This is a genomic window from [Pseudopropionibacterium] massiliense, assembly GCF_900607225.1.
Taxonomy (GTDB): Bacteria; Actinomycetota; Actinomycetes; order Propionibacteriales; family Propionibacteriaceae; genus Arachnia; species Arachnia massiliensis.
The window spans coordinates 2062680-2074878 of the sequence record NZ_LR027842.1; the positions used below are offsets into that span (position 1 = coordinate 2062680).

Genomic DNA, 12199 nt, shown 5'->3' on the forward strand with positions numbered 1-12199 from the left:
TCACCTTGTTACCGCATCACCTGACGGTGGTTTCGACCGTGATCTTCCCGGAGATGATGTCGGCACGGATCTGTTCCAACTCCGTTTTGGTCTCGGCCGACACCTTGGAGTCGAAATCGTGGAACTCGGAAAGATCAACGCCCTTGTTCTTGAGGGTTCCGACGTACGGATCGGAGGAGAAGGAGCCCTCCTTGGCGGCCTTGATGACGTCGAGGACGGCCACGTCCATGCTCTTCACGATCGAGGTGATGATCACGTCTTTGTACTCGGGCGCGGAGACGTAACCGTCGGTGTCCACCCAGATGGCGTTCACCTTGCCGTTGGTCTCCTTCACGGCGTCCAGCGCACCCAGCCCGGAGGGGCCTGCGACTGGCAGGATGACGTCGGCGCCCTGCGCGATGAGCGTGTTGGCGGTGTTCTTGCCACCGGTGTTGTCGTCGAACGGGTTGGCGCCGCCGATGAACTGCCCGTCCTGGGCGGCACGGTCCCAACCGAGCACCTGAACGCTCTTGCCCTTGGCCTGGTTGTAGTACTCGACTCCCTGGGCGAAACCGTCCATGAATATCGACACGGTCGGGTACTTGGCCCCCCCGAAGGTGCCGACCTTCCCTGTCTGGGTCAGCGAGGCGGCGACGTAACCCGCCATGAAGGCGGGCTGGGCGGTGTCGAAGATCAGCCCCTTCGCGTTGTCCACGCCTTCGAAGGATTCGTTGTCAACGATCGCGAACTTGACGTTCGGGTTCTGCTTCGCGGCAGCCTCCGTGGCATTCGCCAAGGCGAACCCGACCGTCACGATGACACCGCACTTGGCGTCGATCATGGACTGGACGTTGCGTGCGTACTCGGATTCCTCCTTGGATTCGATCTGTGCGGTCTCGACGCCTAGTTGCTCCTTCGCCTGCAGCAGCCCCTTGTAGGAGGTCTCGTTGAAGGACTTGTCGTCAAAACCACCGAAGTCGGAAACCATGCAGGCCTTGAAATCCCCCGAGGCGGCGGTTGCGTCGCCGGTGGCACTGCTGGCCGGCGCGGAACCGGCCGGGGACGAGGAGGTCGTCGTCGGCGCCTCGGCGCAGGCGGACAGCAGCAGGGAGCTGATGGCGGCGAGAGAGGCGAGCTTGAGCAGGGACTTGGTCACTTCGAGCTCCAAACTTCGGAAGGTTTCCTGGCTGCCTTGACCATATCGCGCGCACATCCCCGGGGAGCGGCACCCCGCCGAATCGTTATCAGCCCGCAACCTGCCTGACCAGGGCCAAGGCCGATCGGACCATCTGCCTGGTGGATTCCTGCCAGTTCGGTTCCTGGCTACGGTAGGGGCCCGTTGCCAGGGAGATGACGACGGCCGCTGCCCGCAACCTCAGCTCCACCGGGTCCACTCGTCTGTCGAAGACCGGAACCCAACGCGCCAGCAGGTCCCGCACCTTGGCCTCCTGAGCCGGGTTCATGCGCTGAATGGTGGACAGGTGGGCGATCAGGCAGGCCAGGTCGTCGGCACGCCGGCCGGGTCCGATGGTGTCCACGTCGAGGATCCCAACCACCCGCCCCGCGGCCACGTGCACCTGACCCTCGTGGAAGTCGCCGTGAGTGGGTTCATTGCCGAGCGGGATCCCGGCGAGACCGATCTGGATCCGTTGCGCTGCCCATCCGAGATCGCCACGCACCTCGGGCAGGGCGGAGGAGACGATCTCCGCGTAGTGCTGGACGGCGTCGCTCCAGGGTGGGCGACGCTCCAACTGTGCGACGCTCGCGGGCATGGAGTCGAGCACCTCGATCAGCTGTTCGGGGGTGCACGGGTCACCGGGCTCGAAGATCGCACGTGCCAGGGATCTGCCCTGCAATGCATCGAGAATCATCAATTGGTCGTCGGTGGTGTGCGCGACGTGGGGCGCCGGCACTCCCGCGCTGGTCAGCATCCGATGCCTGAACAACACGTCGTCGAAGAGCTTGGCGCGAATCGCCTTGATGTAGAAGGTGTTTCCGCCCGTGGTGAACCGCACGACGGCACGACGACGAGGCCGGTAACCGATGATCTTCAATTCGAGCTCGTCCCCGGTGACGAGATACGGCAGCAGCCGGGCGTCATTGACCAGCTCGGCAAGCAGCTCGGGATAGGCGGCCCGTTTCAGCCCCGGAAGATCGGGATCGGCCGGGTAGATCCACACCGCCACCTCACGGTTGCCGTCGCCGAAGACCTCGGCCCCGCGGTCGGTTTCCGACAGTTCCCCGCTGCGGGCGGAGACACCCAGCAACTCGGTGCGCTCCCCATAGGGCCAGGACACCTTCGCCAGGTACGTGGCGGTGGTGGACTGGTTCGGATTGGCGTCCACGTGTTCCAACGTCCAGCTGAGCAGCTCTCCCCCGGCGTGACGAACTGCCGCGCTGAGAACGGGGCCCGCCCCGGGACCTGTCAGCAACCTCGACCCGTCATCCATCGCCAGCTCCCGAGACCCTGCGCGCGGATATCCAGGAAGCACGTCTTCCGTCCATGTCCTCGACCCTGAACACCCAGGTCGGCGCCACTGTGTCCCCCTCCGCCGGTTCGCGCGGGGAGAGTTCCACGCTCACCTCGTCCCCGACCGTGGGCAGGCGTCCGAGCCGGGCCATGACGTATCCCGCGACGGTGTCGTAGGGACCCTCGGGAATGACGTACCCGGAAAGTCCCGCGAACTCCTCGATGGTGGTCAATCCGTCAAGCCGGGCCAGGGGATCGACTCTCGCGGGCGATGTGCCGTCCACCACGTCGTACTCATCGGTGATGTCGCCGATCAGTTCCTCCACCAGATCCTCCAGGGTGACGATCCCCGACGTGCCACCGTACTCGTCCCGGACGATGGCCATGTGGGCCTTCGCGGCACGCATCGCGGACAGGGCCCGCAACAACTTCACCGTTTCCGGAAGGTTCAGCACGGGCCGCACGATTTCGGACAGCTGCCCTCCGCGTTCCCCGGCGTCGAGATCCATCAGGTCCCGGACGTGACAGAAACCGATCACCCTGTCCACGGAGCCGGCCGTGACCGGGTAGCGGGAATGGGGTGCCCCGCGCACTTCTTTGTAGGCCAGCTGAATGGGCATGTCGGAGGGCAGGAATTCCACCTCGGTGCGAGGCACCATCACTTCACGGAGGCTGAGCTGCCCTGCGGCGAAGACCTCGTCGACGATGTTGCGTTCCTCCTGCCCCAGAGTTGTCGATCCCGAGACCATTTCCCGCAGCTCCTCATCGCTCACGGCGTCCTTCGAGAGTTTCGGATCGCCGCCGAAGACCCGGACCACAACGTCGGTGGAGACGCCCAGGAACCAGATGACGGGACGCGCCAAGGACGCGATTCCGGCCACCAGGGGGGCGAGTGCCAGCGCGAATTCCTCGGCGCGTTGCATGGCGAGGCGTTTCGCGCTCAGCTCCCCGATCACGATGGAGAAGTAGGAGATCACGATCGTGATGATCACCAGCGCCAGCGGCTCGGCCACTGAGACGGGTATCCCCCAGCTCTCGAAAACGGGGGCGAGTCCCGCGGCCAGGGTCGCTCCACCGAACGCCGCGGAGAGGAAACCGGACAGCGTCACGCCGATCTGCACCGCGGACAGGAAACGATTGGGGTCACTCGTGAGTCGTTCAATGGCCCGGCCCCGTTTGCCCTTGACGGCAAGTTGCCTGATCTGTGACTCGCGCAGCGTCACCAAGGCCATCTCGGCGGCCGCAAAGGTGCCGCCGATCAGGATGAACAGCGCGATCAGCGCAATGTCAGAGGCCGCCGACATCAGCGGAAGATCACCGTCCTGTTCCCGTCCATGAGCACCCGGTGTTCGGCGAACAGACGCACGGCCTCCGCCAAGGTCTCCGATTCCTGGCCCCGCCCCTTGCTGACCAGCTTGCTGACTCCCATGGTGTGATCCACCCTGACCACGTTCTGTTCGATGATCGGTCCCTCGTCGAGATCGCTGGTGACGAAATGGGCGGTCGCACCGATGAGCTTCACCCCGCGGTTGTGTGCCTGCCTGTAGGGATTGGCCCCCTTGAAACCGGGTAGGAAGGAGTGGTGGATGTTGATGGCGCGCCCGGCCAGGTGGTCGCACAGCTCGGGGCTGAGGACCTGCATGTAGCGAGCCAGAACCACCAGGTCCACGTTCTTCTCCTCGACCACGCCTCGAAGCTCGGCCTCGAAATCGGCTTTCGTCTCGGGAACGACCACCCGATGGGTGAACGGCACCCCGTAGAAATCGGCCAGCGATCTCAGAACGTCGTGATTGGCCATGACGCCGACGATGTCGATGGGGAGGGTCCCCGCACGCCATCGGAACAGGAGCTCGTTGAGACAGTGCGCCGTCCTCGAGGCGAGCAACAGCACGCGGGTCGGACGTTCCATCTCGTAGATGTCGAATTCCGCATCGAGTTTTTCGGCGACGGGGCGCAGAACGCTCATCAGATCGTCACGCGTGGGGCCGATCAGGGCGATTCGGGTGAAAAAACGCCCCGTGTCGGCGGATGCGAACTGCTGACATTCGGTGATGTTGCCCCCCAGGGAGACGACGGCTCCGGTGAGGGCGTGGACGATGCCAGGACCATCCGGGCATCGCAACGTCATGACGAGGTCCTGCATGAGCCCCAGCGTAGGCCATGTGCACCGAGTACTTCGCTCTCAGCCGTTGATGAAACCCCAACCGTTGAAGAAACAACTCGCCTGGCGACAGGAACGCTAGGCTTGGCTCGCCTTCGGGCTCTGGAACCCGGTGCGACTCCGGGACGGTCCCGCCACTGTGACGCATCCGCGAAGTCAGGAACACCCCGCAGGCACCTCAACCACCCGGACGTGGATCCTGACGGAGGACACCTTGACCAGAATCGCACTGCTCACCACCACCGAGACCGACCTGCTCAGCGCACGCGCGAGCCAAGCCGACTACGTGTACGGCAATCCCGTGAAACTCGACGTCGACGCGGTGAAGAAATTGATCGACGGCGCGGAGCTGGTCGTGTTCCGTTTCCTCGGCGGCAGGGAACAACTGCCCGAGACCTTCACCACGTGCGTTGAATCGGGGTTGCCGCTGGTGGTTCTCGGTGGTCAGCACACCCCCGACGCCGCACTGATGGAGCTCTCCACCGTGCCGATGGGGGTCGCGGCGCAGGCCCATTCCTATTTCGTGCAGGGTGGTCTCGACAATCTTCGCAACGTGCACGCCTTCCTCGCCGACACCGTTCTGCTGACGGGTGATGCCTTCGAACCGGTCTCGATGATGCCCGTCTGGAGTGAACTGCCCCGGCCCGATGCCCCCACCGACGAGCCCGCAGGGCATCGCCGCCCCAGGATCGGCATCATCTTCTACCGGGCCCATTACGCGGCCGGCAACATCGCCCACATCATCGCTCTTGCCGATGCCATCGACGCGGCGGGTGGGCTGGCCGTTCCGATCCAGACCGCATCGCTGCGCGACCCCGACCCGGGACTGATCGAACACCTGGGCACCTGTGACGCCATCATCACCACCGTGCAGGCCTCGGGTGGTCTCACCCCCGCCGACGCTTCCGCCGGCGGTGACGAGGGCGCCTGGGACGTGGAGCAGCTCGCCAAACTGGACGTCCCGATCCTGCAAGGCCTGACCCTGACCTGGAGCCGGGAGACCTGGGAGGCCACCGACGATGGTATGGGCCCCTACGACGTCGCCACCCAGGTGGCGGTTCCCGAGTTCGACGGGCGGCTGATCACCGTCGCCTTCTCCTTCAAGGAGATCGATGCCGACGGCCTGCCCCACTACGTCCCCGATCCGGAACGCTGCGCCCGGGTCGCCGCGCTGGCCGTCAATCACGCGAGACTGCGACTGATCCCGCCCGCCGAACGGCGGGTCGCCATCGTCCTGTCGGCCTATCCCACCAAGCACGCCCGGATCGGCAACGCGGTCGGTCTCGACACCCCCGTCTCGATCATCCGGCTGCTGCGCGCCATGCGGGAGGCGGGCTACGACCTGGGAGCCCCCGGCGAGATCCCGGGCACCGGCGAGTTGGAGCCGGTGGAGGGCGAACATCCGGACACCACAGCGGGCAACGCCCTCATCCACGCCATCATCGCGGCCGGCGGGCAGGACGAGGAATGGCTGACCAGCGAGCAGCTGAGCGGTCAGCCCGTCCGTATCGACGCCGCCACCTATCGTCGCTGGTTCGCGGAATTTCCCGCCGAGCTGCGGGAGCAGGTGAGACAGACCTGGGGTGAGGCCCCCGGCAATCTGTTCGTGGATCGCGCCACCAACCCTGACGGCGAGATCGTCGCCGCAACCCTGCAGGCGGGCAACATCGTGATCCTCGTGCAGCCGCCCCGTGGTTTCGGGGAGAACCCGATCGCGATCTACCACGACCCGGACCTGGCGCCCAGCCACCACTACCTGGCCACCTACCGCTGGTTGGAGAAGAAGTTCGGGGCGCACGCCGTCGTCCACGTCGGCAAGCACGGCAATCTCGAGTGGTTGCCCGGCAAAACCCTGGCCCTCGATGCCGTCTCGGGCCCTGATGCGGCCCTGGGCAACCTGCCGCTGATCTACCCGTTCCTCGTCAACGATCCCGGTGAGGGCACGCAGGCCAAGAGGCGTGCCCATGCCACGATCGTCGACCACCTCATCCCACCGATGGCACGTGCCGAGTCCTACGGCGACATCTCCCGGCTGGAGCAGCTGCTCGACGAGTACGGCAACGTCTCCGTGATGGACCCGGCGAAGGCTCCCGCGCTGCAGGGCGAGATCTGGCAACTCATCAAGGCCGCCCAGATGCACCAGGACCTCGGACTCGAGGAACGCCCCGACGAGGATGCCTTCGACGAGTTCGTGATGCACGTTGACGGCTGGCTGTGTGAGATCAAGGACGTCCAGATCCGCGACGGCCTCCACGTGCTCTCGCAGGCTCCCGAGGGTGAGGGCATGGTCAACCTGGTGTTGGCGATCCTGCGTTCCAACCAGATCTTCGGGGGCCGCACCGACGGAGTACCGGGGCTGCGCGTCGCCCTCGGCCTGCCGGAGGACCAGCAGGACGTCTCCGTCACCCGGGAGGAAACCGACAGGGTGGAGGCAGAGGCCCGTTCCCTCGTGGAACAGCTCGCAGCGGCCGGCTGGGATACTGGCGCCATCGACGGCATCGTCGCCCCACTCGCCGGGCGCGACGGAATCGACGTCGCCGGGGTGCGCGCCGCCCTGGAGTTCGGCGCCACCGAGGTGATGCCCCGTCTGAAGGCCACCGAGGGTGAGATCCCCGCGGTCCTCCATGCCCTCGACGGCGGCTACATCCCTGCGGGGCCATCGGGTTCACCGCTGCGTGGCCTGGTGAACGTGCTGCCGACCGGCCGTAACTTCTACTCCGTCGATCCGAAGGCGATCCCGTCGAAGCTGGCCTGGCAGACCGGGCAGGCCGCGGCCGAGAACCTTGTGGCCCGCTACCTGGAGGAGACCGGGGAATACCCGAGCTCCGTCGGGCTGTCCGTGTGGGGCACATCCGCGATGCGCACCTCCGGCGATGACATCGCCGAGGTGTTCGCCCTGCTCGGTATCCGTCCCGTGTGGGAGGAGCAGTCCCGCCGGGTGGTCGGCCTGGAGGTCATGTCCCTGGAAGAGCTCGGCAGGCCCCGCATCGACGTGACCGTCCGGATCTCCGGGTTCTTCCGCGACGCCTTCCCACACGTGGTCGCCCTCCTGGACGACGCCGTGGCACTCGCCGCGGCGCAGGAGGAACCCGCTGAATCCAACTTCGTGCGCTCCCACGTGACTGCCGATCTGGAGGCCCACGGCGACGAACGTCGCGCCCGCACCCGCATCTTCGGTTCCAAACCCGGTACCTACGGGGCCGGGATGCTGGAGCTGATCGAGTCCGGGAACTGGCGTTCCGACGAGGACCTGGCCGAGGTCTACGCCGCCTGGGGTGGTTTCGCCTACGGACGCGACCTCGACGGCGCCCCCGCCCGCGACGACATGGAGAACAACTATCGCCGCATCAAGGTGGCCGCGAAGAATGTCGACTCCCGCGAACACGACATCATCGACTCCGATGACTACTTCCAGTACCACGGCGGCATGGTGGCTACGGTCCGGGCCCTGACCGGTGAAGCGCCGAAGGCCTACGTGGGTGACACCAGCATCCCCGACGCGGTGCGCACCCGCTCCCTCGCCGAGGAGACCGCCCGCGTGTTCCGGGCGCGCGTGGTCAACCCGAGATGGCTGGCGGCGATGCGCCGCCACGGTTACAAGGGGGCCTTCGAGATGGCCGCCAGCGTCGACTACCTGTTCGGTTTCGACGCCACCGCACAGGTGGTGGGCGACTGGATGTACGAGTCCGTGGCGAACACCTATCTGCTCGACGAGCAGAACCAGGAGTTCCTGCGCCAGGCCAACCCGTGGGCACTGCGCAGCATGGTCGAGCGTCTCCAGGAATCGGTGGATCGCGGAATGTGGGAAAACCCCGACCCCGAATTGATCAACCAACTCCACGAGCTCTACCTGGAGGTGGAGGGCGACCTGGAGGAGTGACGTCCCGACCAGCTGCGCGGCAGAGTCTGGAGGCTTGTTCACAGCCTCTCCGAAGCCGGTTGAGACCTTGGCCACAACCCCCTCACCAGAGGATTGTGCTGGTCGGTGCCCCCACCTTGTGAGCAAGCCTCATGGGATTGGGGCATTCATGAGATGGGAGACGATCCGACCTGACCGGTGGGTGTGGCCGGAGTCGTGCACAACATCCTGGTTGTGTGGCGCTCAACCCCGATTTTTGACGGGAAGGCGAGTCAGCCGAGGGTTGAGCGCCGCATGGGCCGCCGGGATGTCGACGTCTCTCTCAGGGCCGCCGGGTCAGTCAGCTTCGGGAAGAGCGAAGGCGTAGACGTCCATCACCCATCCGTGCTCCCGGCGCACCTTCGCCCGGGTGGCGATGATCTCGTCGATCACGTCCGCCAGGCGACCGCTCCTGAGTTCCTGGGATGGCAGTCCCAGATTGGCCGCCCACCAGATGGTGGCATCCGCCGCCTTCTCCACGAGGTGCTGGACCTTCAGGTGTCCGTCCAGCATCACCACCGTCATGCCCAGATCGGGACGCCACTGCTCCACCAACCTCCGGCCCGTGGTGATGTGCACGGGTCCGCCGACCTCGTGGAGCACGATGCCGTGGGCCGCCGCGAGGGCCTGGAAGGCCGTGATGCCCGGCACCACGTGGGGTTCGACGTCGACGAACTCGCGGATGCGCTCCACGATGCGGATCGTGGAGTCGTAGAAGGCGGGATCACCCCAGACGAGAAAACCGACGACGCTGCCCTCCGGAAGCTGCCTCATGACCTCCGCGTAGCCACGTGCCCGGGCCGCGTGCCAGTCGGCCACCCCGGCCTCGTACTGTTCCCTGGTGCGCTCCGCGTCCGGTCCCCGTTTCGGGTCGTCGACGGCGATGAAACGATACGTCCCGGCCTCCAGGTGTGCTTCACACAGGGAGCGGCGAGCATCCACCAGGTCGGCCTTCACCTCCCCCTTGTCCGCCACGAGGAACACGTCCACCTCACGCATGGCCTCGATGGCCTCACCCGTCAGGTGGGCGGGATTGCCCGCCCCGATACCGATGATGTTCACCTTCACCTTGCCACCTCCAGCAGCGCCGACACGTCCAGGTTGTCCTCGCAGGCATCCGCGAGTCGTTCAATCATGGCCTCCCGCTGTTCGGCGTAGCCGGGTGCCCCCTCGCTGGGCCGCCAGCCGCTGCCGGTCAGCCGCGCGATCTCCTCGAGGAAGGCCCGGCGGAAACCGTCGGACTCGAAGGCCCCGTGCCACATGGTCCCGAAGGTGGCGCCGACCTGCTGACCCTCGCAGAACTCCTCCCCGCCGGTGGCGTGAACCCGCCCGTGGTGGATGGTGTAGCCCTCGACCGGTTCTCCCCGCCAGGTCCCGGACGGTCTGCCGAGCACCTTAACCTCGCCGAAACGCACCTCGCCGGGAAGCAGGCCCAGGCCGGGGACGTCGCCGTCACCGGATTCGAGGTCGTCGAGGATGCGGTCGGTGAGCATCTGGTAGCCACCGCAGATACCGAGCACGGGCCGCTGCTGGCGGGCGCGGTCCCGGATCGCGTCTGCCAGGCCCCTGTCCCTGAGCCACGCCAGGTCCGTGACGGTGGCCCGCGATCCCGGCAGCACCGCGAGGTCGGCACTGGCGACCTGCTCGGGTGATGCGGTGACGACCACCTGGACGCCCGGTTCCGCGGCGAGGGCATCCACGTCGGTGGCGTTCGAGGTTCGGGGGAAGTGCACGACGGCGACGTTCAGCACCCCGGTGCCGGGACGCAGCGCCCGCGACCCGATGGTCAGGGCGTCCTCCCCGTCCAGCCACACGTCCGCCAGCCAGGGCAGCACACCGTAGTTCCTGAGGCCGGTGCGCCGGGTCAGCTCGTCCAGCCCCGGGTCGAGCACCGCCTGGTCGCCGCGGAACTTGTTGATCAGATATCCCACCAGCCGGCCCCGGTCCTGTTCGGAGACGATGCCGTGGGTGCCGAAGATCGCCGCCAGGGCACCCCCGCGGTCGATGTCGGCGGCCAGAACCACGGGCAGCCCGAAACGTTCCGCCAGGCCGAAGTTGACGTAGTCGCCCCGCCGCAGGTTGATCTCGGCGGGCGATCCGGCGCCCTCGCACAGCACCAGGTCGTGGCCGGCGGCGAGCTCCTCGTAGGCGTCGAAGGCGGCCTCGGCCAAGTGCTGGCGTCCGCTGGCGTACTCCCCCGCCCCGAGCTGGCCCGCGGGACGGCCACGGAGCACGACGAAACTGCGCCGGTCGCTGCCCGGTTTCAGCAGCACGGGGTTCAGCAGGCTGCTCGGCTCCACCCCGGCGGCCTGCGCCTGCAGGTACTGGGCGCGCCCGATCTCGGTGCCGTCCGAGCAGACCATCGAGTTGTTCGACATGTTCTGCGACTTGAACGGGGCCACCGTGATCCCGCGGCGCTGGAACGCGCGCGCCAGACCCGTCACGATCAACGACTTGCCCGCATCCGATGCGGTCCCGGCGATCAGCAGCCCGGTCATTTCCTTCCACCTCCGAACGCGATCAACGCCCCGGCCAGGAGCCCCGTGGCGGCGGCGGTGACGGCGGTCACCAGTTTCGCTGCGCGACGCACCTGCGGTCCCGTGGGGCGGGGGCCGTCGCCGAGGGTGGGGCGGGACTCCACCTGGTCGCCGTAGCGGTTCTCCCCGCCCAGTCGCACCCCGAGCGCACCTGCCCATGCGGACTCGCACCAGCCGCCATTCGGACTGGGATGACTGGCGCCGTCGCGCCGCATGATGCGCCAGGCCCGGATCGGATCCCCCCCGACCAGCGGCGCGCACACGCACGCCAGGGCCCCGGTGAGCCGCGCCGGCAGCCAGGCCGCTGCGTCGTCGGTGCGCGCCGATGCCGTGCCGAAACGCCCGTAGCGCTGGTTGCGGTGGCCGACCATGGCGTCGAGGGTGTTGAGGGCGCGGTGGGTCAGGATTCCGGGCACCCCCGCGAGGCCCCCCCAGAAGATCGTGCACACCCCGGCGTCGTTGGTGTTCTCCGCCATCGACTCGACGGTGGCGCGTCCCAGGCCCTCGGCGTCGAGGCAACGCGGGTCGCGGCCGCAGAGGTTCGGCAGCTGCTCCCGGGCCGCGTCGAGGTCGCCGCCGTCGAGCCGGTCGGCCATGATCCTCCCCTCGTCGGCGAGTCGTCTGGCCCCGAGCGCAGCCCAGGTCGCGGCGGCGGTGGCCGCGACCTGCGCCCAGCCACACCGCGCGGAAACCCGCTCCACCAGCATCCCGCCCACCAGCACGGGGGCGACGGCGAGCGCGGTGAACACCGTCCCCGCGGCCCTGTTGTCCGCGTGGGTGGCCTTCTCGACCCGGGTGGCCCAGGAACCAAACCATGCGACGGGATGGTGTTTCTGCGGGTCGGCGAACACCTGGTCCGCCAGCACCCCGATGGCGAGTCCCAGGCCGCGGTGTCTCAGTGTCATGCCACTCCGATCAGGTTCACGGTGAGCGCGATCCCCAGCCAGACGGCCAGCTGGGTCAGTTCGATCAGGGAACCGTAGCAGTCGCCGTTCAGGCGTTCCAGGCGCCGCAGGAGGTGTCGCTGCCAGCAGGCCGCGAACACCCAGGCGGCCACGACCACACCCGCCCAGCACGCCGCCGCAGGCCAGCCCAGCGACCACCAGGTGGCCGCCTGGGTGTTCGCGGCCTGCTGGCAGCGACACCTCCTGCGG

Annotated in this window: 9 protein-coding genes and 1 riboswitch; of the genes, 1 reads left to right on the forward strand and 8 read right to left on the reverse strand. The window is 67.3% G+C overall.

Features of this window, described 5'->3' with window-relative positions:
• Nucleotides 1-16 precede the first annotated feature (16 nt).
• The 4 genes from E0E39_RS09195 to purU all read right to left on the reverse strand — a co-directional run bounded on the left by E0E39_RS09195 (nt 17) and on the right by purU (nt 4601).
• Nucleotides 17-1135 (reverse strand): BMP family ABC transporter substrate-binding protein, encoded by a 1119-nt coding sequence (locus E0E39_RS09195; protein ID WP_165444714.1) that lies wholly within the window; start codon nt 1133-1135, stop codon nt 17-19.
• Between the two features lie 88 nt (nt 1136-1223).
• Entirely contained in the window at nt 1224-2429 is a 1206-nt protein-coding gene (locus E0E39_RS09200) for a phosphotransferase (RefSeq protein ID WP_130874474.1), read from the reverse strand.
• Nucleotides 2422-3756, reverse strand: a complete 1335-nt coding sequence (locus E0E39_RS09205; RefSeq protein WP_425470707.1) for a hemolysin family protein — start codon at nt 3754-3756, stop codon at nt 2422-2424. Before E0E39_RS09205 ends, E0E39_RS09200 begins: the two co-directional genes overlap by 8 nt.
• Complete coding sequence (purU, locus tag E0E39_RS09210) at nt 3753-4601, reverse strand: formyltetrahydrofolate deformylase (protein ID WP_425470708.1); 849 nt, start codon at nt 4599-4601, stop codon at nt 3753-3755. The genes E0E39_RS09205 and purU overlap by 4 nt, the downstream gene beginning before the upstream one ends.
• 88 nt (nt 4602-4689) lie before the next feature.
• Nucleotides 4690-4796, forward strand: a riboswitch (cobalamin riboswitch).
• A gap of 28 nt (nt 4797-4824) precedes the next feature.
• Between purU and cobN the strand changes: the two genes are divergently transcribed.
• The gene (cobN, locus tag E0E39_RS09215) at nt 4825-8490 is read left to right on the forward strand and encodes a cobaltochelatase subunit CobN (RefSeq protein WP_130874477.1); all 3666 of its coding nucleotides are present in this window, start codon (nt 4825-4827) and stop codon (nt 8488-8490) included.
• Between the two features lie 315 nt (nt 8491-8805).
• On the opposite strand, the gene cobF is transcribed toward cobN, so the two are convergent.
• The 4 genes from cobF to E0E39_RS09235 form a co-directional block, all read right to left on the reverse strand.
• On the reverse strand, nt 8806-9576 hold the full coding sequence (gene cobF, locus E0E39_RS09220; RefSeq protein WP_130874478.1) for a precorrin-6A synthase (deacetylating): 771 nt from the start codon (nt 9574-9576) through the stop codon (nt 8806-8808).
• A complete protein-coding gene (locus tag E0E39_RS09225; RefSeq protein ID WP_130874479.1) occupies nt 9573-11006 on the reverse strand; it encodes a cobyric acid synthase in 1434 nt (477 codons plus the stop codon). Before E0E39_RS09225 ends, cobF begins: the two co-directional genes overlap by 4 nt.
• Nucleotides 11003-11950 carry a cobalamin biosynthesis protein gene (locus E0E39_RS09230; protein WP_130874480.1) on the reverse strand — a complete coding sequence of 316 codons (948 nt, stop codon included), beginning with the start codon at nt 11948-11950 and terminating at the stop codon, nt 11003-11005. The genes E0E39_RS09225 and E0E39_RS09230 overlap by 4 nt, the downstream gene beginning before the upstream one ends.
• On the reverse strand, nt 11947-12199 hold a 253-nt coding region (locus tag E0E39_RS09235; RefSeq protein ID WP_207302464.1), incomplete at its 5' end, for an adenosylcobinamide-GDP ribazoletransferase. The genes E0E39_RS09235 and E0E39_RS09230, both read right to left, overlap by 4 nt.